This is a genomic window from Cognatishimia activa, from assembly GCF_017798205.1.
Lineage (GTDB): Bacteria > Pseudomonadota > Alphaproteobacteria > Rhodobacterales > Rhodobacteraceae > Cognatishimia > Cognatishimia activa_A.
On record NZ_CP060010.1, the window covers coordinates 246,140 to 268,954 of the forward strand.

Consider the following 22,815-nt stretch of genomic DNA (forward strand, 5'->3'; position numbering starts at 1 on the left):
CATGCACGTCGTCTTTCGCGAAAGCCACGGGCTCGAGGAAACGGAAACGCCCTTTGACGTCGGACAGACTCCGGCGGATCTGGTGGTATTGTCCTATTCCGACAGTGACCTTGGGGCGTTCGCGGCGGGCTGGCATCGTGGGAAAGATGATCTGCCGTCGCTCAGGCTCGCGAATATCTCGGCGTTGAAACATCCGCTGTCTGTGGACACCTATGTCGAGAACACGCTTGAGGGCGCGAAGGCCGTTTTAGTGCGTTTGATCGGCGGCATCCCCTATTGGTCCTACGGCATCCAGCAATTGCAGGATCTGGCGCGGCGTAAGAGGATTGCCCTGGCCGTGCTGCCTGCGGATGGGCGGCCTGATACGCGGCTGGACGAAGTCTCGACCCTGCCCAAGTCCACGCTGCAACGCCTTGCGCATCTTTGTGACACTGGCGGAGCCGTCGCGGCGCAGGCCGCTTTGGCGCAATTGGCGATTGCGGCGGGGATCTATGCGAAACCTGTGGCCGGATCCAAACAGCTGCCAGACTTTGGCGGCTGGACACCGGAAACCGGAGTCTGTGACGCCCTGCGCACGACAGACAAACCGCTCGTCGCGCTGACCTTCTATCGCAGCTACGTCAGCTCGGCTGATCTGGCCCCGATTGAGGCCATGTTCACCGCCCTCAGAGCGCGCGGTTTTGAGGTGATGGGACTTTTCGCGCCCACGCTCAAACAACCAGAGGCGGCGGCGTGGATTGCGCAGACTTTGCAAGAGCTTGCGCCTGCAGCCGTCGTGAATGCCACAGCCTTTTCCGGCAAAGGCAGCGATGGCACCTCGCCTTTGGATGCCACAGACGCGCCGGTCTTTCAGATCGCTCTGGCGACCTCGCGCAAGAAAGCCTGGGCTGAAAGTGAACGCGGCCTCGCACCAGCAGACCTTGCCATGCACGTGGTTTTGCCAGAGGTCGACGGGCGGCTTTTCGCAGGCGTGGCCTCTTTCAAAGAGCCCGGCAAGAAAGACCCAGACCTGCAATATTCCCGCTTTGGCCACCGCGCCCATGCGGATCGGATCGAGGCCGTGGCCGACAAAGTCGCGGCATGGGTGAAGCTTTCTGAAACGCCAGTGTCCGAAAAACGAGCGGCGGTGGTTTTATCGACTTACCCCGGAGCCGATTGGAATATGGCGCATGCTGTGGGGCTGGATGCTTTAGCGAGTGCTGAGGCCATTGTGGAGGATCTCGCGTCCGAGGGTTTGAGACCCACGGCGGGCGACGCGGGCTGGCTCGGCGCGGCGCTCGGCACTCAGTCCCTGCGTTTCTCGCTGGCAGACTACTCCGAGGCCACAGGCGATCTGCCTCCAGAGCTGCGTGACGATTTAACAAAGGTTTGGGGCGCTCCCGAGACCGATGCTCTGGTCAAAGACGGAGCCTTTGAATTCACAGCAATCCAGAGTGGCAATGTCACAATCGCCCTGCAACCTGAGCGCGGATCCGAAGACGTCCGCGAGGACGAATACCACGACCTCGCCCGCACCCCGCGCCATTCCTATGTGGCCTTTTACCTATGGCTGCGGAAAAGCTTTGGCGCAGATGCGCTCATCCACGTGGGCGCACACGGCACGCTCGAATGGCTGCCCGGCAAATCTGTCGCCTTGTCGAACACTTGCTGGCCCGAAGCACTAACGGGCCATATGCCCGTCATCTATCCGTTCATCGTCAACGACCCCGGCGAAGCCGCCCAAGCCAAACGCCGCATCGGAGCCGTGACCTTGGGCCATGTGCCGCCTCCCCTGAAAGAAAGCGCCGCCCCGCAGAAGTTCGCCCACTTGGAAAGCCTCTTGGATGAGTTCTCCAATGCTGACGGCCTAGACCCGAAACGCAGAGATCGCCTGCAGGACGGCATCCGCGACGAGGCCGAGGCTCTGGGACTAGCCGCGCAACTGGGACTAGACGGCGCCACCTGTCTCGCCGAAGCCATCACCCGCATTGACACTTTGGTCTGTGACATCAAAGAAAGCCAGTTCGGCGACGGGCTGCATGTCTTTGGTCGCGCTCCAGAAGGCCAAGAGGCCTTTGACGCGGCACCTTCTGCGACGTCGGAACGCGCGGCCTTAGCTCGCGCGCTACAAGGCAAACGGATCGAAGCCGGCCCCTCTGGCTCTCCCTACCGAGGCCGTACTGATGTGCTGCCTACAGGGCGCAATCTGTTCACTACGGACCCGCGGTCCGTCCCCACACGCTCAGCCTATGCGCAGGGTGTCAAACTGGCCGAAGAATTGGTCCGCCGCCACCTTCAAGAAGAAGGCGACTACCCCAAAAACCTGATCGTCGACCTCTGGGGCTCGGCCACCATGCGCACGGCGGGCGAAGAATTTGCGATGGCGCTCCATCTCTTGGGCGCGAAGCCCGTGTGGGATGAAGGGTCTGAGCGGGTCTCTGGCGTTGAAATCCTGCCGATCGCCATGCTGGACCGCCCCCGCATCGACGTGACATTGCGCGTCTCGGGCCTGTTCCGCGATGTGTTTCCATCTCTATCCGCGCTCTTTTCTCAAGCCGTACGTGCATTGGCAGCCCGCGAGGAGTCCCGCGACTGGAACCCTTTTGCTGGCGACACCCCTGCTCCGCGCGTCTATGGCCCAGCGCCGGGCAGCTATGGTCTAGGCATGGGCCACTTGACGGACTACGGCACCGAGGGCCGCACGCGCGCTGGCGAGGCTTGGTTGTCGGCCTCCTCTTGGGCCTTGGATCAGGACACACCGCACCAAGACCAATCGGGCATCCGCGACCGCGTGGCCGCAGCGGATAGTTTTGTGCATGCCCAAGACCTGCCCGAAACCGATATCCTCTTGGCCGTCGATTACGCGAGCCATGAAGCAGGCTTCGCCGCGGCGCAATCTATCACCGGCGGAGAGGCAAACCTCTACCACCTCGACAGCACCAACCCCGACCGTCCCCGCGCCCGAGCTTTGGACGAAGAGGTCGCCCGCGTTGTCCATGCTCGCGCGACCAACCCGGAGTGGCTCGCAGGCATGATGCGGCACAGCTTCCGAGGCGGGGCCGAGATCGCGGCAACGCTCGAACATATGGCAGCCTTTGCGCATCTCGCCGACGCGGTGCATCCGCAGCTTTTTGACGCCTACCATGATGCGACCCTTGGGGATGACGCCATCGTGGCCTTCCTGCAAGAGCACAACCCGCAGGCCCTCGAGGCGATACGGGCGCGGTTTGCCGAGCTTTATGAAGCAGGTCTCTGGCAAACCCGCCGCAACTCGATCCTCGCGGATCTGGAGCGCATCGCGTGAGCCGTCCTGTTGCCAAAGGCTGGTGCCCCGGTGCCTATAGGCCGATGATGTCGGGCGACGGGCTTGTGGTGCGGATCCGGCCCGTTTTTGGGCGCATGACGCGCGATCAGGTGATTGGCCTGTGTGACGTGTCACAACGTTTCGGCTCGGGGGTCATCGACCTGACCAGCCGCGCAAATGTGCAGATCCGAGGCGTGTCAGAGCGCGATCACGAAACGCTTTTGGAGGCACTAAACGGTCTAGACCTCTTGCCTGATGATCCAGACCTTGAGGCCCGCCGCAATATTCTGCTGCCCTTTGACTGGCGCGCTGGGGACGCGAGTCATGTGATTGCGCGAAACCTCATGGCCCGCTTGCATGAATTGCCAAACTTGCCCGCCAAGTTCGGAATGGCGATTGACGCAGGTCCCGCCCCCATCTTGACGAAAGCCTCCGCTGACATCCGTGTAGAAGCTGCTGACACGGGCCTCATCCTCCGCGCTGATGGAGCTGCGACTGGCAGGCCTGTTACAGTCGATTCCGCGGTAGATGCTATTATTGACCTCGCGACGTGGTTCGCTGGCCATGCAACGGGCGAAATGCGCCGCATGAAGTCTCTGTTAGCCACTCAAGAGCTCGCTTCAGTTTGGCAGCAAGTCGCGCCACGTGCAACGCGTATCAAAGACACGCCGGGCCCTTACGCCTATGGGCAGATAATGGGCGCTCCCTTTGGTCAGATTGACGCCAACGCCCTTCGCGATCTCATCGAGACCAACGGGGCAACCGCACTGCGCACGACCCCGTGGCGGCTGTTTCTTCTGGAAGACGCAGTGCCCTGCGAGACCACGGATTTCATCACATCCGCTGACGATCCACGCCTGACTGTGGACGCATGCCCGGGGGCTCCGATGTGCCGTTCGGCCTCGGTTCAGACCCGCGACCTCGCCAGCTCACTCGCCGGCATGACCAACAAACGCATCCACATCAGCGGCTGTTCCAAAGGCTGCGCCCGCGCGCGACCCTCTGGCCTGACATTGGTGGGCCGCGACGGCATGTTTGACCTTGTGAAAGACGGCCACGCATGGGATGCCCCGACCTTAACGGGCCTCAGCCCTGACGACCTAAAGACCCGCATCGGAGAGTTTTGATGCCTTACGAATACGAGAAAAACGGCCAAGCCATCTATGACGAAAGCTTTGCCACCATCCGCCGCGAGGCCGCCCTTGATGGCTTTGACAAGGACGAAGAACAGGTCGTCGTGCGCATGATCCACGCCGCTGGCATGGTCGGGCTAGAAAAACACGTCAAATTCACCCCCGGCATGGTCACCGCAGCCCGCACTGCGATGGAAGGTGGCGCGCCGATCTTTTGTGACGCACGCATGGTCTCTGAGGGCGTGACCCGCCCGCGCCTGCCCGCGGACAATGAGGTGATCTGCACCCTGCACGCAGACGGCATCTATGAGCTCGCCAAAGAGATCGGCAACACCCGCTCCGCTGCAGCCCTTGAACATTGGCGCGACCGCTTGGGCGGCGCGATTGTGGCGATTGGCAACGCGCCGACGGCACTCTTCCACCTCCTGAACATGCTTGAAGACCCGACCTGCCCGCGCCCTGCCGCCATCATCGGTTGCCCCGTTGGCTTCATCGGAGCCGCCGAGTCCAAAGACGCGCTTTGGAATGACCAGCCGGTACCCTGCATGATCGTCGAAGGCCGTCTGGGTGGATCCGCCATGACCGTCGCCGCGATCAACGCCATCGCCAGCCGCAAGGAATAGCGCCATGACAGGAACCATCTATGGCATCGGCCTTGGCCCGGGCGATCAGGACTTGATGAGCGTCAAAACCGACCGCCTCTTGCGCAACGCGCGCCATGTGGCCTTCTTCCGCAAAGCGGGTCGCAAAGGCCAAGCGCGCCAGATCGTTGAGGGCATGATCCCCGAAGGCGCAACCGAGTTCCCAATGGAGTATCCGGTCACAACCGAGATTCCTCTGACCGACCCGCGCTACAATGAGATCCTCTCAGCCTTTTACAAAGAGATCACCGACCATCTGATCGCGTTGGCGCAATCGGGCGAAGACGTGGTGGTGCTCTGCGAAGGTGACCCGTTCTTCTATGGCTCCTTCATGCATATCTACACGCGCGTCAAAGACGTGGTCCCTGTCGAGGTCGTGCCTGCGATCACCGGAATGTCCGGCGCTTGGACAGCCACTGGTGCGCCGATCACATGGGGTGACGACGTTCTGACCGTGATCATGGGTACCCATTCCGAGGAAAAACTGGTCGAGCATATCCAGCTGACGGACGCCCTCGTGATCATGAAGATCGGCACGAATTTCGACAAAGTGGTGCGTGCGCTGAAAGCAGGTGGCAAATACGACGACGCCTATCTGGTGCAATTCGCGACCATGCCGAAACAGACGGTCTGCAAACTCTCTGAGATGACGGAAAAGGTCACGCCCTATTTCTCGATCATCATCGTCCATGGTCAGGGTCGCCGCCCATGAGCGGATCTGTCGTGATCGCGGGCCTCGGGCCGGGCAATGATGCGCTCGTGACGCCAGAAGTTACCGAGGCGCTTGCCAAAGCCACTGATATCGTCGGCTATATCCCCTATGTGGCGCGTGTGGCGGAACGCCCGGGGCTGACCCTGCACCCGTCGGACAATCGCGTCGAGATCGACCGGTCTCGGCATGCCTTAGAGATGGCATCCGAGGGTAAGCACGTGGTTGTCGTGTCCTCTGGAGATCCTGGCGTCTTCGCCATGGCTGCCGCCGTTTTGGAAGCGGTCGAACACGGAGAGCCCGCGTGGCGCGACATCGATATTCAGATTCTGCCCGGCATTACGGCGATGCTCGCGGCGTCGGCAGCCTGCGGCGCGCCTTTGGGGCATGATTTCTGCGCAATCAACCTCAGCGACAATATGAAACCTTGGGACTTGATCGAAAAACGCCTGCGGCTGGCGGCGGAGGCAGATTTCGCGATGGCTTTCTATAATCCGCGCTCCAAATCGCGGCCCGAAGGCTTTGGCAAAGCGGTCAAGGCGCTCCAAGAAGCCTGTGGCGACGACCGTCCCATGATCTTTGCGCGCAATGTCAGCCGTCCGGATCAGACGATCAAGATCGTGCCTTTAACCGAGGTCACTGAAGATATGGCCGACATGCGCACGGTCGTCTTGCTTGGCAACTCGCAAACCCGATTGATTGAACGCTGCAACGCGGACCCGCTGATCTATACGCCGCGTTCGGTCGAGGGTTAGACACCCGTGTTAGCTTTGCGCCAACCACTCCAACACAGCCTCCACAGTCGCGCCCTCTCGGCGCGCTGGGAGCGCAGGTCTATCAATCATCACAACCGGCAGACCCAGCGCCCGCGCGGCATGGATTTTGGCTTCAGCCCCAATGCCGCCCGCGTTTTTGCAAACGACGATGTCGACGGCGTGCTCTTTGAACAAGGCGATGTCGCCTGCCACATCAAAGGGGCCTCGCGCCACGACAACGCTGTGACTGGGCAAGCTCGGTGCGACACTCGGCGCATCGACCAAACGCAACACATAATGATGTTGCGGCTGGGCCGCAAAGTCCTCAACATGCATCCGGCCCAGCGCCAGCATGATCCGTTTGGGCGCCCCTTCCAACGCGGCAACCGCGCCAGAAATATCCGGCACATGGGTCCATTGGTCTCCCGCCGCGGCTCTCCAAGCCGGGCGCGTCAAGGCCATCAACTCCACGCCAGCCTCTGCGCAGGCATGAAAGGCGTTCCAGCTCATTTGCGCGGCAAAAGGGTGCGTGGCATCAACGACATGGGTGATGTTATGCTCTCGCAGGTAGGCCACCAGACCCGCCACGCCACCAAAGCCTCCGACACGCTGCGGGATCGGTTGGGTCTTGGGCTTGTCCACGCGGCCCGCATAACTGAAGGTCGCGGGGATGCCTGCCTCGGCCACCGCACGCGCCAATGCGCTCGCCTCGGTGGTGCCGCCCAGAATAAGGAGATGTGTCGACATGGCTGACGCGAAACCTTGGTTGACCATTGTGGGTTTGGGCGAAGATGGCCCTGAAGGGCTGTCTGCGGCAAGCCTTGCGGCTTTGCAAGAGGCCGAGGTCATTATGGGCGCGAAACGGCATTTGGGTTTGCTGCCGGACGTCTCCGCAGAGCTGGTTGAATGGCCGGTGCCCTTTGCCGATGGCCTTACGATTTTGCATGGGTTCAAGGGCCGCCAGACGGTGGCCTTGGCCTCGGGCGATCCGTTCTGGCACGGCGCAGGCAGCGCGATCACCCGCGCACTTGATCCAAGCGAATGGCGCGCGCTGCCGGGCAACGGGATGCTCTCTTTGGCAGCGGCACGGCTGGGTTGGCCTTTGGAAACCACGCCGAGTTTCGGCCTGCATGCTGCCCCTTGTGCACGGCTCCGCCCGCATCTGGCATCCGGTCAAAAGATCCTCGCGACGTTGCGGGACGGGGACGCTGTGAACCAACTGGCGCAATGGCTCACGGACCAAGGCTTTGGCGCAACGCAGATTCATGTGCTACAGGCGCTCGGCGGCCCTCGCGAACGGGTCTTCACCGTCCGCGCCGATGAAGGCACCAATGAGGCCGTTCACCCCGTATCTGTTGGTCTTGAAATTGCGGGCAACGGCGCGTCGATCCCGCTCGCCTCTGGCCGCCCAGACGCTTTGTTTGACAACGACGGCCAGATCACCAAACGTCCCGTCCGCGCGCTGACCCTATCGGCCCTTGCGCCTAAACATGGCGAGCATCTCTGGGACATCGGCGGCGGGTCGGGCTCGATAGCGATTGAGTGGCTGCTAAGCCATCCATCCCTTTCGGCCACCACGTTCGAAATCAATCCAGACCGTGCAGCGCGGATCAAAGAGAACGCGGGCAGCTTTGGCCTAACTCTGAACGTAGTTTCAGGCGCAGCCCCGAAGACGCTTGAAGGACAAGACGCGCCCGATGCCATCTTTATCGGCGGCGGCATTTCCGAGGAAATGCTCACGTGGATCTGGGGCAATATCCCAGAAGGCACCCGCCTTGTCGCCAACGGTGTCACGCTCGAAGCCGAAGCTCTGATCGCCAAATGGCATGCCGACAAAGGCGGAGACCTCATGCGTATCGAACTTGCCCAATCCAACCCCTTGGGCACCAAACGCGGCTGGAAATCCAGCTACCCCATCGTGCAATGGAGCGTCACCCTATGATCGTCGCAGGTTTCGGTTTCCGCGCAGGGGCTACGAAAGCCAGCCTGAAAAACGCCTATGACCGCCTCGGCGGCGGCGCGGATCTTTTGGCCGTACCGCAGGACAAGGCTGGCGCGCTTTGCATTCGCCAACTGGCCGCAGAGCTTGACCTCAAGGTTCTGCCCATCGATGCCGAAGCGATGCAGGCCATAGAAACCCCGACACAAGCCGCCCGCGTGATCGAAAAACGCGGCACCGGCAGCGTTGCCGAGGCTTGCGCTCTGGCGGCGGCTGGCGCAGAAGGGCGGCTTATGGCGCAGCGCCATATTTCAGAGGACCGCATGGCCACATGCGCCCTCGCCATCAAGGACGACGCGACATGACCGTGCATTTTATCGGCGCAGGCCCGGGGGCCGCAGATTTGATCACCCTTCGGGGCCGCGATCTGATCGCTGCCTGCCCTGTGTGCCTTTACGCGGGATCTCTCGTGCCAGAGGCTCTGTTGTCCCATTGCCCAGAGGGCGCACGGATTGTGAACACCGCGCCGATGGATCTCGATGCGATTGTGGCCGAGTGCAAAGCGGCGACTGAGGCAGACCAAGACGTGGCGCGTCTCCATTCCGGAGACCTCTCGGTTTGGTCCGCCATGGGCGAACAACTGCGCCGACTGCGCGCCGAGGGCATTCCGGTTTCTGTCACCCCGGGTGTGCCGAGTTTCGCGGCCGCCGCGGCGGCTTTGGAAACAGAACTCACGCTTCCGGGCCTCGCGCAATCGGTGATCCTGACCCGCACGCCGGGCCGCGCCTCGACCATGCCCGAAGGGGAGACTCTCACGAATTTCGCAGCCACCGGCGCGACATTGGCGATCCACCTGTCGATCGGCAATCTGGACAATGTGATCGCAGACCTCACCCCCGCCTATGGCGAGACCTGCCCCGTTGCCGTGGTCTATCGCGCCAGCTGGCCCGATCAACAGATCATCCGCACCACATTGGCAAGCCTCAAGGCGGATGTCCCTGAACATGTCAGCCGCACGGCGCTGATCCTTGTCGGCCCAGCACTCGCAGGCGAAGGCTTTGAGGAAAGCTGCCTCTACGCCCATGATTACGACCGCCGTTACCGTCCCCAGACCGCTGAAAGCCCCTGGGCCAGCTGGCAACATGGCGATGATTGAACAAAGAACGAAAGGCACTGAGTGATGAGTTTCGTCCCCGGATTGATGATTTCCGCGCCCTCCTCGGGCACCGGCAAAACAACCGTGATGCTCGGCCTTTTGCGTGCCTTGGCTGAGGATGGCCTTAAGGTGCAGCCGTTCAAATCCGGTCCTGACTACATCGACCCGGCTTTTCACCGCGCCGCCGCGCATCGGCCCAGCTATAACATCGACACTTGGGCCATGCCCGAAAGCCTGATCGCAGGGTTATCCGCGCAATCTGACGGCGCAGAGATCATCGTCGCCGAAGGCTCGATGGGGCTGTTTGATGGTGTCGCAACACGCGGCGAGTCTGGCTTTGGGTCCTCTGCCGAAACGGCCCTGATGATGGGCTGGCCCGTGGTTTTGGTGATCGACGTGGGTGGCCAAGCACAATCTGCCGCCGCCACCGCGCTCGGGTTCAAAATGTACAATCCGAATCTGCCCTTCGCCGGCGTGATCCTCAACCGTTGCGCCAGCCCGCGGCATGAACGTCTCGCGCGCCTTGGCATGGATCAGGCGGGCATCAACGTTCTGGGCGTCTTGCCCCGTCGCGGAGACCTCGCCCTGCCGGAACGCCACCTTGGTCTGATCCAAGCGGTCGAGCATCCCGATCTTGAAGCCGCCATCGCGGGCTATGCTGCGTTTTTGCGCGAGAACGTCGACCTGGAGGCAATCAAGAAAGCCGCCTTTGAGCATAGTGGCCCCTGCCCGCCCACAGGAGACGCCTCCCTCCCCAAACCGCCCGCACAGAAGATCGCCATGGCGCAAGACGCGGCCTTTTCTTTCACCTACCCGCATCTTGTCACTGGCTGGCGCGCAGCGGGCGCGGAACTGGTGCCATTTTCTCCGCTTGCCGACGAAGCCCCTGCCGCCGATGCCGATCTTGTCTGGCTGCCGGGCGGCTACCCAGAACTCCACGCAGGCAAGCTCGCCGCAGCAACCACCTATCAGACCGCCCTGCGCAAACACGCTGAAACCAAACCCGTCCATGGCGAATGCGGGGGCTACATGGCCTTGGGCGATGTTCTAATCGACAAGTCAGGCGAGAAACACCAGATGGCGGGCCTCTTGGGTCTTGTGACCTCTTTTGAGAAACGCAAGTTCCACTTGGGCTATCGTCAGGTCTCGCTCAAAGCGCCAATGCTTGGCTATGAAGCAGGTCAACGCCTGCGCGGGCACGAATTCCATTACACAACAATTCTAGAAGAACCCGACGCGCCACTGGCCGAGGTCGCGGATGCCGATGGCAATCCGGTGCCGGAAACCGGATCCATCAAGGGCAATGTCACGGGCACCTTCTTTCACATGATCACGGAAGCTAAGTCATGAGTGGTTTTGTCAGTTTCGTCAGCTCTGGTCCCGGAGACCCCGAGCTTTTAACCTTGAAGGCGGTGGACCGCTTGGGCAAAGCCGATGCCGTCCTGTTTGACGACCTTTCTGCAGGCCCCATCCTTGAACACGCGCGCAAGGACGCCGACCTTGTGGGCGTTGGGAAGCGCGCCGGTCGGCCTTCGCCGAAACAGCATCACGTCAGCCAGCTTTTGGTCGACTACGCTAGCCAGGACGCCCATGTGGTGCGCCTGAAATCCGGCGACAGCGGCATCTTTGGCCGCCTTGAAGAAGAGATTACCGCCCTCAAAGAAGCTGGCATCGAGTACGAAATCATCCCCGGCGTGACCTCGGCCTCGGCCGCCGCAGCCGCTGCTGGCATCCCCCTGACCCGCCGCCTTGTGGCGCGGCGTGTGCAGTTTGTAACGGGCCACGACGTGGCAGGTGCCCTCCCAGGAGACCTGAACCTGCAGGCTCTCGCCGACCCAGGCGCGACCACCGTTTTGTTCATGCCCAAGCGCACCTTCCCTGAACTGGCCGAAAAACTTTTTGCCAGCGGGTTGCGCCGCGACTGTCCGGCCCTTTTGGCCGAGAGCGTCAGCCATCCGGAACAGACCCTGCAGCGCAGCACCATGGAAGAGCTGGCGGCTCAGCTCAAAGAAGAGATCTCGACCGCGCCCGGCCTGATCCTGTTCGGCGAACTGGCGGAGGCCTAGATGATCGAGCTGTCTCTGGTCGGCATCGGCTCGGGCAATCCCGAGCATCTGACGCTGGAAGCGATCCGCGTGTTGGAAGAGGCCGACCTGATCCTATTGCCGCGCAAAGGAGACGAAAAGACAGAGCTTGCGGACCTGCGTCGCGATATCGTTGCCGATATCTTGAAAACAAGGCCCAAGGTCGTGGAGTTCGACTATCCAGTGCGCGATGCCAAGACGCCGAAATATCTGGATGGTGTGAACACTTGGCACGATGCTTTGGCCGAGATCTGGACAGGGTTGATCGAAGAACATGGCAGTTCCAACGCCAAAGTCGCCCTCATGGTCTGGGGGGATCCAAGCCTCTATGACAGCACGCTGCGCATTGCCGAACGCGTCGCAACGAAGGGTATCAGCCTAAACACCCGCGTCGTGCCCGGCATTACGTCTTTGCAAATGCTGACCGCTGCCCACGCGATCCCGTTGAACACTTTGGGCGCTCCGGTGCAGATCACGACTGGTCGCCAGTTGCGCGATCATGGCTGGCCAGAGAGCGTGGATACTTTGGCAGTCATGCTGGATGGCGAATGTTCGTTTCAGCATGTCTTGGACGTTCCCGCGACGATCTATTGGGGTGGTTATGTGGGCATGCCGCAGCAGATTCTGCGCTCGGGAGAGCTGTCGGATCAATGTGACGAGATCATTGAAACCCGCGCAAAAGCCCGTGCTGAAAACGGCTGGATTATGGATATTTATCTATTGCGTCGCACCGCCTAGCGCGCGACCCGAAGAACCACATCCCCGCCTTGATCAAAATCACGCCACAGGCGACTACGGATCGTCAAAACACGCCACTAATTTTCGTCAAACCGTTGACCGAACGGCACAATCGTCCGTTTGCCACTTGCGCTGATTTTCAAATTACAGCAGTCTCTCTGGATCACGCGGCATGAGGGTAAGCCCGCGTGGCAAGACGATGAGGGGACCTGCTTGCTCGATAATGCTCCTGCGCTGATCGCAGAGGATATCCATATGAGCTTCGGCGATTTGGAGGTTCTCAAAGGCGTATCGCTCACCGCCCATGAGGGTGATGTGATCTCTATTCTTGGCTCTTCGGGGTCGGGAAAATCCACCTTCCTGCGCTGTATCAATTTCCTGAACGTGCCCGACAAAGGCCGCGTCGTACTTGAGGGCGAAGAGGTCTCGGTGCGTAAAGACGCAAAGGGCAATATCATCGGCGCGGATGCGAAACAGATCCAACGGCTGCGCAGCCAGCTGGGGTTTGTGTTCCAGAGCTTTAACCTCTGGTCTCATATGACCGTTCTTCAGAACGTCATGGAGGGACCGGTTCAGGTCTTGGGGCGCCCCAAAGACGAGGTGCGCGAAGAGGCGCTTAAGGTGCTCGACGAAGTGGGCATCGCGCAAAAGGCCGACGCCTACCCAAGCCAGCTTTCCGGCGGCCAGCAACAGCGTGTCGCCATCGCGCGCGCCTTGGCGATGAACCCCAAGGTTCTTTTGTTTGATGAACCGACCTCGGCGCTCGATCCGGAACTGGTCGGCGAAGTGCTGCGCGTCATGCGCCAATTGGCCGAACAAGGGCGCACCATGGTGGTTGTGACCCACGAGATGGGCTTTGCCCGCGAAGTCAGCAACCGCGTTATTTTCCTGCACAACGGCCGCGTCGAAGAAGACGGCCCGCCCGAGCAGGTCTTTGAAAATCCGAAATCAGAGAGATGTAAGGCCTTTCTGGCCAGCATCCTGTGACCAACCAACTAAGAAAACAAAAACTTAGGGAGTAAACTATGACAACTTTTCTGAAACTCGCAGGCGCGGCCACGCTGGCAGCGACCTTCGCGGCCTCTGCTCTGACCGCAGAGACCATCCGCATGGGCACCGAGGGCGCCTACCCTCCGTATAACTTCATCAACGATTCCGGCGAGATTGACGGTTTTGAGCGTGAAGTGGGCGACGAGCTGTGTAAGCGCGCAGGTCTGGAGTGTACCTGGGTCACCAACGAGTGGGACAGCATCATCCCGAACCTCGTATCCGGCAACTATGACACCATCATCGCGGGCATGTCCATCACAGCAGAGCGTGACGAAGTCATTGACTTCACTCAGGAATACTTCCCACCAGATCCATCTGCTTACGTGGCGCTGTCCGGCGCGGGCATGGACGTGAAAGGCGGCGTAGTCGCGGCGCAAACCGCGACCATTCAGGCGGCTTATGTGGCTGAATCCGGCGCAACGCTGGTTGAATTCGCAACCCCAGAAGAGACCGTCGCGGCGGTACGTTCCGGCGAAGCAGACGCGGTTCTGGCGGACTTTGCCTACCTCAAGCCAATCGTTGACGCATCCGGCGGCGAGCTGACCATCGTTGACGACAGCGTCTCGATCGGTGGCGGTGTAGGTATGGGCATCCGTGAATCCGACGGCGAGCTGAAGGCGAAAATGGACGCAGCGATTGCGTCGATGAAAGCAGACGGCACCCTGTCCGATCTGATCGCCAAGTGGTTTGACGGCCGTATGGTCAAGTTCTAATCCATTGATCTAAATCTCAAGGCTGCCTTCGGGCGGCCTTGCAGCGATTGTCCCCCTGATGTTTGAATTCTGCGCTGATCCTAAAAGTCTTGAAGGCTTTGTCTGGTGGTCCTGTTACCTGACCAACGGCAAGCATATGGCGTTCTATTTCAGCTTCATCACGGTGCTGTCGCTCTTGCTGTTTACCGTCCCGCTGATCATGGCGCTTGGCTTTGCAGGCGCGCTTGCGCGCCGTTCGCAGATCGCGCCGGTGCGGTGGTTTGGCTGGATCTACACCTCGATGGTGCGCGGCGTGCCCGACATCATCTTTTTCCTCTTCGCGCTGATCGCTTTGGATCAGGGGATCGAATATCTGCGCCACGTTGCGCTCTGTCCCGACTGGTCAGAGCCCATCCGCCAAGGCAATGATTTCCGCGTCTGTCCCGAGGCCAAAATGCCGCTTGGGACCGCTCCGCAATGGATCCACGAAATCTATGGCTTTGTGTTGGCCGCCGTCGGCTTTGGCATCGTTTTCGGAGCCTTTGCCGCCAATACGCTCTATGGCGCCTTAAACGCTGTGCCGCACGCCCAGCTTGAGACGGGCGTCGCTTATGGCATGTCCCCGCGCCAGATTTTCCGCCGTATTCACCTGCCTCAGATGTGGGTCTATGCCTTGCCCGGCCTATCCAATCTGTGGATGATCCTGATCAAAGCCACGCCACTTTTGTTCCTGCTGGGCGTCGAGGACGTGGTCTATTGGGCACGCGAACTGGGCGGGTCGAAAACCGCGATCTTTGACTATCCGCATGGCGACTGGCGGCTTGGTTACTTTATGGTGCTTTTGGTGTTCTACCTGTTGCTAACCTGGGTCAGTGAGAAAGCCTTTGGGCGCATCACCAAATGGGTCAGCCGTGGCCAGGCCACCGTCGGAGGCACCACATGAGCTGTTTTGAGACGCTTCAGGATTATGGTTTGCGCGCGGTGGGTATCGGCGAACGGCTGCTCCCTAAGACCGATTTCACGCTCTGCGAGCACGTAGTGCTGATCGGATCCGGCATGATCTGGAACCTCTATTTCGCGTTTTTCGCGCTGTTGCTGGGCTTCTTTTTGGCGATTGGCCTCGCGACCTCTCGTGCCTCGGCGAACCCATGGTTGCGCCTGCCTGCCCAGAGTTTCATCTTCGTGATCCGAGGCTCGCCGCTGTTTATCCAGTTCTTCATCGCCTATGAGACCTTCGTTCTGATCCCAAAGCTCGGCTATGATTTGAACCTTGGGTTCATCGAGATCACTGTCGAGACCCGCTGGCTGACGAAGGCCTGGTTGGGTGCACTGATTGTTCTGTTCCTGAACACCTCGGCCTATACGGCGCAGATCTTTTACGGTGCGCTTCAGGCGATCCCTCGCGGCGATATCGAGGCCGCAGACGCGATCGGCATGAGCGCGCGGACCAAGTTCCGCCGGATCATTTTCCCGTCCATGCTGCGCTTGGCTTGGGAGAGCTACACCAATGAGGCGATCTTCCTATTCCACGCGACGGCCCTGGTGTTCTTTGCCAGCTTCCCTGCATGGCGGCAGAAAGGCGATGCGCTCTACTACGCGAACTACTTTGCGGACAAGACCTTCAACCCTTTTGTGCCCTATCCGATTATCGCCGCCTATTTCATATTCTTCACACTCGTGCTGATCCTCTTATTCACAGCGGTCGGACGAAGGCTAAACCGGCACGTCAAAAAAGCATGACACCGCAATTTGGCCTAAAGTCACACGCAAAAATACACGTTTTCATTGACTAAACCTGAGATTGTATCCATATTCGTGTAGTTTTTTTGGATAGATTTTATACGCATGTACAAAAACAAGACGGACGCCCCATACGTCGGCACGCGCATCGAAGAGCTTTGTCGACATAAGAAGATTACCCTAAGGGCGCTTTGCCACGCGGCCGGGCTAAAGTATCAGACCTTGCATGCGCAGATCTCAAACCAGCGGCATATTCCCTTTGAGTCCATGCGCAAAATCTCAGAGGCGACGGACACTTCCCTAAGCTGGTTTGCAAGCGATGAGCCGCCTTCCCTTCTCACGGAAAGCGACGTCACACCTTTGTCGGATGCGCTGTTTGATCAACTCTTGCAGACCACAAAACTGCGACATGCACAGGATGAAAAGGTTCTGGACGCCCATTCCCTGGCGCTGATCTATTATCGCTCTGGCGGGCTGTTGAGTGGGCTGGAGCCCTACATCGAACAAGTCGACATCTTTCATGCGCCGCAACATGGTGACACGCGGCTACGCGTGTTCCGCATGGGCAAAGAAAGCCTGACGTCCAAAACGTTGAAACGCACCGACATCGAGCAATTGCAGGCATCCCTAGATGCAGCGCCTCCACAGCTTCGGATGCGGTTTCTGGCTGACTATCAGCAGGCGGCCAAAGGTGAATTTCTATACACAATCGAAACCCTGAATGCCGCCGCGGTTGATCATGGCGAACGCATTCGGATGGACTACTTGCGGCTTTTGATCCGGTTTGACTCTGAGGACCACGGGCCCCTTATCGTCAACCTGTCAGAGCTTCTCCGGTGAGTCTGTCAAGAGCTTGGCATAGTAGCTAAAGTACTTCTGACTCACAAAAAAACAGGCGTCGTCATCGCGATGGTATTTGGGGGCATTTGACCAAGTCTGGGCGTTGTGAATGACAGTGTTGAACCCATAGAATTTCATCGCGCCACGACCTGCGTCCTTTTCTTTGACAAAGGCGTAAACAGAAGACGGGTCGAATTTGAGCATCGCAAAAGCAATCGCGAAATGCGTAAAGCGTTTCAGCACGCGCCCTGCCTTCGCACCGCGAAATTCTTCATGCACGATCAGATCGCCGAAATATGCCAGTCGACCAGAGAGATAATCGTCCACTGGCGGTGCCACATGTACCACAGCCCCTCCAGTACGCTCGTAATGGCGCGCTACGCAATTGCGCCAGAACTGGCTGAGTTTCATGCTGCCCAGATCGTCAAACCGGCAACCACCTGCGGCAACGGTTTCGTCGCCTCGGGTCAGCAGCAGCCAGAAACAATTGTTCGGGGTGAAATCATTCAGAAAAGGCGACAGGCGCGGCGTCAGATAGGGTTTCCCTAGGATTTCGACAAGGTCTCGAATTTTGGTAAGGTCTTCCACGTGCAGGATCTCATAACCATCGTCCTTTAACCGCTGACGACACTCTGACGCCAAAGCGTTGAAAATAAAGTCACTCAAGTCACGGCCCCACAATAGTCAGAGGATGGAAGTGCGACGCTTTTGGAGCTTCTCACAAACACCCCAAACGCCGCATTAACCTTTGCCCCACAAATCGAGAAAATATCAATGCATATCTACAAAATGCGCATCCACAAATGCAGATTGCGTCTGTCGCACGCCTATTGAGGTCGCGCGCCGCGCCTATTCCAGATCGCAGTTTGGCTTAGTAGATGAAGTTCATGACCGTCAAAGAGACCAGCAGGAACAAGACCGTCATAATGCCGCCCGTTCGCATAAAGTCTGTCACCTTGTAGCCGCCCGGCCCCATGATCAGCGCGTTCACCTGATGGGTTGGGATCAAGAACGAGTTTGAGGTCGAAATCGCAACGGTCAGCGCAAAGATCGCAGGGTCCGCCCCTGCCGCCACTGCGATCGAGACCGCCAGCGGTACCAAGAGAACCGTGGCCCCGACGTTAGACATCACCAGTGTAAATCCGGTCGCAAGCACCGCAAGCCCCACTTGCAACGCCCAAATGGGCCAACCGTCCAATAGACTCAGAATCTGAAAGGCGATCCACTCCGCAGTGCCGGTATTTTGAACGGCCTGCCCCAAGGGAATTAGGCTGGCTAAGAGGAATACAGTCGACCAGCTGACGGCTTCATAGGCTTCGTCGATGCGCAGAACATTGGTCGCGATCATGCCCGTCGCACCAACCAACAACGCAATAGACAGGCGCAGATCGGTAAAGAGGATCAGCCCCAACGCGATGAGGAAAAACACGAGAGCCCAAGCCACCTTATGCGGACGCAGTTCGTCTCGTGGGTAGTCTGAAGTCACGACCACCAAGTCGCGTCCTCTAGAGATGCGCGTCAGGTTATCCCAAGCCGTGAAGGCGACCAGAGTGTCACCCGCCTGAAACTCCACTTGCCCCACATTCGTGGCCTCGTGCTCTTCGGTTTCAACAAGACTAAGGGTTTCGCCGCCGCGGTGAATGGCCAATAGCCCTAGGCCATAGGTTTTGCGCATCGCCAAACTGCGTGCGGTTTGGCCGATCATATTGGAATCGGGCGGAATAACTGCCTCGGCGACGCCTGATACGGTGGGTGCATACGTCTCGGCAAAGATGTCCAGCTCTGGCAGAACCTCTAGCCCATAATCATCCGCCATTGCCTGAATAACCTTACGCCGCCCAAGCACAGCCAGACGACAGGGATCCTCAACTTCGGTATCCAAGGTTGGCGTAAACCATTTCTGACCACGGTGATAAGAGCCGATGATATAGAGGTTATGGGCCAACATGATATCCGAGAAACTATGCCCCCGCAGAATTGAGCCCTCGGGCACGACGACCTCCACAAGGTCGGACTTTAGCCCGTAGATCTTTTTCAGATAGTCACGCACAGACTGGCCGCTGCCCGCTTCGGATTTCATCGCGCTGCCCGGCAAGACCCACCGCCCAAGCAGCATAAAGTAAAGGATGCCCGTTACGATCAGGCAAACACCGATTGGTGTTACAGAAAAGAGAGAAAAACTCTCCATCTGCTGGTCCGCAGGCAGCACCGCATTCGAGGTCACCAGCAGGTCATTCAGCAAAATCAAGGGTGACGAGCCGACCATTGTCATCGTCCCACCGAGGATCGCGCAAAAGCCCATAGGCATCAAAAGCCGGCTCATGGGGATTTCCGTGCGGACCGAAATTCGGCTGACGACCGGCAGGAAAAGGGCTGCGGCACCGACGTTTTGCATAAAGCTGGAAATCACGCCGACTGTGCCGGAAACGATTGGAATTATTCGAAATTCCGTTTTTCCACCATACTTCAAAATCGCGGCGGCCACTCGGCTCATCAGACCGGTTTTATCGAGACCGGCGCCGATAATCATAACCGCTATGATCGAAATAACGGCATTGGACGCAAAACCGTCAAACAGCCTGGTCGCATCAGCAAGGTTTCCCAACCCGGGAAATTGCGACAACAGCCCAAGAGAGACCATGACAAGGATTGCGGTGAAATCGATCCGAAAGAGTTCGGTGACAAATAATGCAATCGTGACGCCCAAAATCGCGAGAACGACACCCATTTCATACGTTAGTTCTACTGGCAAAACACACCTCACTTGCCGCCAAGATGTCACAGAAAAAGCGTGTCTGGCTAGAAGTTTATCTGTCAGATGCAGGATTTCGGAGAATTTGAATTGGTTCTCATAGGCCCAGCCCAGTCACGTGCTGCTAAGCGCACTCTGAGGAGTCCCACCGAAGACCGCTCAAAAAGCCATTGAAAGGCTCGCGCCCAGAGACGATTGTTTCAAATCGCCAGCCTCTGCATACCCAAAGCGCACCCCGTAATTTAAAGACCCACTCTGGTTTGAGGCTTCCATACTTAGATTGAGTCCCAGACCGCAGTGTTTGCTGGTTTGCGTTGAACTGGTTTGGCGACGACACATGGTACTCGGCTCAACATTGAACTGGGCATCCACGTTGGGACTTAGAGCCACGGGAAAGATCACTTTTGCAGACGCGGCGAGCTCGGCAATCGTGACTTGGCCCAGGTCGCTTGTCGCAAGGGCAGTTGTCCCGAACCCCGCGGTATTGAACCCGACGACACCAACGTCCGTCTGCCCAAAATCAAAAGAGAGTGCCGGTCGAACTTCAACCTTTCGCATCGTGTGACTGCCTGAAAGTTCCAGCCCGGCGTAGTAAGACTCACTATCGTAACTTGCATCAAAAGTCGTCAGGCCAGAGCCGCCGGTTGAAGCCGTACTCCCCGAAAAGTCGCTCCAGGTTTTGCCAACGCCAAGATAGGCCGTCGCAAACAAGTTGTCGGCAAGGCGGTTCAGGGCATATCCACCGCCAACAAGCCCGACACTATCAACATCCCCAGAGATCGTGCCTTTAACGTCGGACCGCGCAACCGAACCGCCGATGAAGACCCCCAGCGAAAGCGTCTCAGACCGCTCATATTCCCAACTCACGCGTCCTGCCGCTTGCCCAGTCATAGAACCTGACTGGTCCTCAACGAGCGCAAAATCCCCGAATGCATGGCGGCTTTTGCCCAAGCCCGGTGTGGTCGACAGGTCGTGAAAACTGCCCTCCATCCGCGATGCGAGCTCGTTGATATTAAATTGCAAAAAGCCGCCCAGATCATTGCGCGTGCCCGCGTTGCCCGACGCCATGTCACGCCCGATGAAACGATCCAAAGCCATGCCCATCATTGCCGTATTTGTCGACATTTCGGTCACGAGCATGCGGCGCGCGTCAGACTGAATGACGTTTTGCAACTCTGCTTCATTCGCCTGAAACTCTGACAGAGCATTGCCAGACAACACAGAATAGCTCGCCACATTATTTCCATTCCCTGCCCCATCAACGAGCGCATTTGCAGGAACACTGACGGATACTGTTTGACCAAACGTCGGAGAGACCAGAACCGAATAGGACGACGGCGCGGATGCGGTATCAAAATCAGACAAAGCCGCGTTTGTCGCAACAAGATCACCCAAAGTGAGGGCAGCCGTCGTTCCGCTTACGTTGATCGTGACCCTGAAATCAGAAGACTGAACATCGCTTGGCCCCGATATGGCAACCACAGGTCCGGTACCATCAAAGGTCCAGCCAAGTTGCGTTGCAGCCGTGTTCCCGTTGGCGGATCCATCTGTCGCGGAATTGGCTAGGACGTCTACGGTAACCGCCCCATCTGAATTCGCCGTAACATCAAAGGTGAAAATCGGGTTGAGCGTATCGTTGAAGTTGCTCACGGTTGCATTGGACGACACCACAATATCGCCGGCCACAAACCCCGTGACCGCCTCACTAAAGGTTGCTGTCACGGTGATCGTACTCACATTCGTGGGGTCTGCCGTCACGGATCTGCTTAGTGACACAGTTGGGTCCGTCACATCCACGCCGGTCCCCTGCAAGGCAAAGGTATATGGATCGTTGGTCGGATCATTTGAATTGATCTCAAGAACCGCATTCCGGGTCCCTGCAACCGTCGGGGCAAAAGACACGGTGAAAGTCGTCGTGCCCCCATTTGGCGCGGTATTCGTGGCGGGTGCAGCGGTCACGCTGAACTCTGACGCAGCATCGCCGGAAAACGTTATGCTTGAAATCGTGAGCTGACCGGTGCCGGAGTTTGCAATGGAAAAATTCTGCGTTGTAGCTGTGCCACCAATATTTGCCGCACTCAGAATTGTCCCATCCGCCGCGCTCGGCGTTGTATCTCCGGAAGGGATTGCAATGAGGTTGCCGCTTACAGCAAGTGCCGGAGATGTACCTGCCGCTGCCCCACCATAGGCACCGCCGGAAATCGTGCCGGCGGTCATAAAATAGTCACCGCCAACGCGCGAAATTGTGGACCCGGAGAGCCCATAAGTCCCGCCACCGATCGCGGGGGCCAAGGCGGTCAACACGCAGCTGGCACCATCAGCGAGGATCACCTCTCCCAAGGTTGTACCGACACCCGTAATCGAGGTCGCACCGGGGCATGTGAGCGTTGAAATATTGTTCGCCGTCTGAGTCGTGCCTTCTGCGAAAGCAACGCGCATACCATTTGTGTCCGTCGCCGCAACATCGCCGTCGTGTGGCAAAGCAAGGCACAAGGCATCAGATGTTCGTCTGCCAGCTACAAAACGCGCCTGAAAGGCACATTGGTTGGGCAGGTCACTGTATTCAGAGACAAAGATCGACGCGGTGCTTGCGTTGCAACTATTTCCATCCGCCGTAAAAACGCCTGGCAATGCATTGTCGCCCGGGATCCCCCCACCGATGGTTGTTGTCGGGCAAGCAAGCTGAGCTTGTGCGTCTTCCGTGCTCGCCAACAGCAGTAACGCGGAAACAACCGCCAAAAAACCTATCAAGAGCGCTTGCCGAGCCAGCATTCGGAAATATCCCTACCAATGAGCTTGAAAGCTAACAAGGGTAACTGCTTGGTTCTATAGACCTTTTGTTTACTGAAGCCAGATTCGGTGGTGAGGCTGGCTTTCAAGTAACAATTTCAATTCATTGAGGTTTTGGTTTTCGTGAGCAGGCTTTGGCCCTTTGCCCTTGAGGGTGTGAGCCTGAGGATGTGCAGACGTTAATCGATTGATGCTGTGTATCGATTGTATTCTGAATGTGGTTTGTTTTTGTTATTCGACCTGGTTGCGGGAGTAGGATTTGAACCTACGACCTTCAGGTTATGAGCCTGACGAGCTACCGGGCTGCTCCATCCCGCGTCAAGGTCGAATAGATATACACATCATCGTTTTTGAGAGATATAACTGTTTGTTTTACAGGTTAGGGTTTGGCGATGCCCTACTCTCCCACACCTTAAGATGGTAATTATCGGCAACGGTGCTTAACTTCCGGGTTCGGGATGGGACCGGGTGTTTCACTCGTGCTATGATCACCAAACCGAGTAAAAACAAACG

At 58.5% G+C, this 22,815-nt stretch carries 20 protein-coding genes, 1 tRNA gene and 1 rRNA gene; 16 read left to right on the forward strand and 6 right to left on the reverse strand.

Annotation, left to right across the window (positions count from 1 at the left end; genetic code table 11):
* Position 1 precedes the first annotated feature (1 nt).
* The 5 genes from cobN to cobJ are packed head-to-tail and all read left to right on the forward strand — an operon-like array spanning position 2 to position 6,521.
* Positions 2-3,283, forward strand: coding sequence for a cobaltochelatase subunit CobN (gene cobN / locus HZ995_RS01195; protein ID WP_209356880.1), 3,282 nt, complete (start codon positions 2-4; stop codon positions 3,281-3,283).
* Positions 3,280-4,410: a precorrin-3B synthase gene (gene cobG, locus HZ995_RS01200; protein WP_209356881.1), complete on the forward strand. Its 1,131-nt coding sequence runs from the start codon at positions 3,280-3,282 to the stop codon at positions 4,408-4,410. Before cobN ends, cobG begins: the two co-directional genes overlap by 4 nt.
* Positions 4,410-5,039 (forward strand): precorrin-8X methylmutase, encoded by a 630-nt coding sequence (locus tag HZ995_RS01205; RefSeq protein WP_209356882.1) that lies wholly within the window; start codon positions 4,410-4,412, stop codon positions 5,037-5,039. Before cobG ends, HZ995_RS01205 begins: the two co-directional genes overlap by 1 nt.
* A gap of 4 nt (positions 5,040-5,043) precedes the next feature.
* Positions 5,044-5,769, forward strand: a complete 726-nt coding sequence (gene cobI, locus HZ995_RS01210; RefSeq protein WP_209356883.1) for a precorrin-2 C(20)-methyltransferase — start codon at positions 5,044-5,046, stop codon at positions 5,767-5,769.
* On the forward strand, positions 5,766-6,521 hold the full coding sequence (gene cobJ / locus HZ995_RS01215; protein ID WP_209356884.1) for a precorrin-3B C(17)-methyltransferase: 756 nt from the start codon (positions 5,766-5,768) through the stop codon (positions 6,519-6,521). Before cobI ends, cobJ begins: the two co-directional genes overlap by 4 nt.
* Before the next feature lie 9 nt (positions 6,522-6,530).
* Here cobJ and HZ995_RS01220 read toward each other — a convergent pair whose 3' ends face one another.
* On the reverse strand, positions 6,531-7,268 hold the full coding sequence (locus HZ995_RS01220; protein WP_209356885.1) for a cobalt-precorrin-6A reductase: 738 nt from the start codon (positions 7,266-7,268) through the stop codon (positions 6,531-6,533).
* On the opposite strand from HZ995_RS01220, the gene cbiE reads away from it, so the two are divergent.
* The 11 genes from cbiE to HZ995_RS01275 all read left to right on the forward strand — a co-directional run bounded on the left by cbiE (position 7,267) and on the right by HZ995_RS01275 (position 16,760).
* Positions 7,267-8,463: a precorrin-6y C5,15-methyltransferase (decarboxylating) subunit CbiE gene (gene cbiE / locus HZ995_RS01225; protein ID WP_209356886.1), complete on the forward strand. Its 1,197-nt coding sequence runs from the start codon at positions 7,267-7,269 to the stop codon at positions 8,461-8,463. The genes HZ995_RS01220 and cbiE overlap by 2 nt on opposite strands.
* A complete protein-coding gene (locus HZ995_RS01230; protein ID WP_209356887.1) occupies positions 8,460-8,825 on the forward strand; it encodes a cobalamin biosynthesis protein in 366 nt (121 codons plus the stop codon). Before cbiE ends, HZ995_RS01230 begins: the two co-directional genes overlap by 4 nt.
* Positions 8,822-9,616 (forward strand): precorrin-4 C(11)-methyltransferase, encoded by a 795-nt coding sequence (cobM, locus tag HZ995_RS01235; RefSeq protein WP_209356888.1) that lies wholly within the window; start codon positions 8,822-8,824, stop codon positions 9,614-9,616. The genes HZ995_RS01230 and cobM overlap by 4 nt, the downstream gene beginning before the upstream one ends.
* A 24-nt stretch (positions 9,617-9,640) precedes the next feature.
* On the forward strand, positions 9,641-10,966 hold the full coding sequence (locus HZ995_RS01240) for a cobyrinate a,c-diamide synthase (RefSeq protein WP_209356889.1): 1,326 nt from the start codon (positions 9,641-9,643) through the stop codon (positions 10,964-10,966).
* Positions 10,963-11,682 (forward strand): uroporphyrinogen-III C-methyltransferase, encoded by a 720-nt coding sequence (gene cobA, locus HZ995_RS01245; RefSeq protein WP_209356890.1) that lies wholly within the window; start codon positions 10,963-10,965, stop codon positions 11,680-11,682. The genes HZ995_RS01240 and cobA overlap by 4 nt, the downstream gene beginning before the upstream one ends.
* A complete protein-coding gene (cobF, locus tag HZ995_RS01250; protein WP_209356891.1) occupies positions 11,683-12,438 on the forward strand; it encodes a precorrin-6A synthase (deacetylating) in 756 nt (251 codons plus the stop codon).
* 255 nt (positions 12,439-12,693) lie between these two features.
* Positions 12,694-13,425: an ABC transporter ATP-binding protein gene (locus tag HZ995_RS01255; protein WP_209358112.1), complete on the forward strand. Its 732-nt coding sequence runs from the start codon at positions 12,694-12,696 to the stop codon at positions 13,423-13,425.
* Between the two features lie 38 nt (positions 13,426-13,463).
* Positions 13,464-14,201 carry a transporter substrate-binding domain-containing protein gene (locus tag HZ995_RS01260; RefSeq protein WP_209356892.1) on the forward strand — a complete coding sequence of 246 codons (738 nt, stop codon included), beginning with the start codon at positions 13,464-13,466 and terminating at the stop codon, positions 14,199-14,201.
* A 58-nt stretch (positions 14,202-14,259) separates the two neighbouring features.
* Positions 14,260-15,123, forward strand: a complete 864-nt coding sequence (locus HZ995_RS01265; protein ID WP_209356893.1) for an ABC transporter permease — start codon at positions 14,260-14,262, stop codon at positions 15,121-15,123.
* Positions 15,120-15,920 (forward strand): ABC transporter permease subunit, encoded by an 801-nt coding sequence (locus HZ995_RS01270; RefSeq protein WP_209356894.1) that lies wholly within the window; start codon positions 15,120-15,122, stop codon positions 15,918-15,920. Before HZ995_RS01265 ends, HZ995_RS01270 begins: the two co-directional genes overlap by 4 nt.
* A gap of 105 nt (positions 15,921-16,025) precedes the next feature.
* Complete coding sequence (locus HZ995_RS01275; RefSeq protein ID WP_209356895.1) at positions 16,026-16,760, forward strand: helix-turn-helix domain-containing protein; 735 nt, start codon at positions 16,026-16,028, stop codon at positions 16,758-16,760.
* Here the strand turns inward: HZ995_RS01275 and HZ995_RS01280 are convergent.
* The 5 genes from HZ995_RS01280 to rrf form a co-directional block, all read right to left on the reverse strand.
* Positions 16,743-17,426 (reverse strand): hypothetical protein, encoded by a 684-nt coding sequence (locus HZ995_RS01280; RefSeq protein ID WP_209356896.1) that lies wholly within the window; start codon positions 17,424-17,426, stop codon positions 16,743-16,745. The two genes, HZ995_RS01275 and HZ995_RS01280, sit on opposite strands and share 18 nt — an antisense overlap.
* Positions 17,427-17,631: 205 nt before the next feature.
* Complete coding sequence (locus tag HZ995_RS01285) at positions 17,632-19,488, reverse strand: SLC13 family permease (RefSeq protein ID WP_209358113.1); 1,857 nt, start codon at positions 19,486-19,488, stop codon at positions 17,632-17,634.
* 183 nt (positions 19,489-19,671) lie between these two features.
* A complete protein-coding gene (locus tag HZ995_RS01290; RefSeq protein ID WP_209356897.1) occupies positions 19,672-22,284 on the reverse strand; it encodes a choice-of-anchor D domain-containing protein in 2,613 nt (870 codons plus the stop codon).
* A gap of 259 nt (positions 22,285-22,543) precedes the next feature.
* A tRNA-Met gene (locus HZ995_RS01295) sits at positions 22,544-22,620 on the reverse strand.
* Between the two features lie 66 nt (positions 22,621-22,686).
* A 5S ribosomal RNA gene (gene rrf, locus HZ995_RS01300) occupies positions 22,687-22,798 on the reverse strand.
* Between the last annotated feature and the right edge of the window lie 17 nt (positions 22,799-22,815).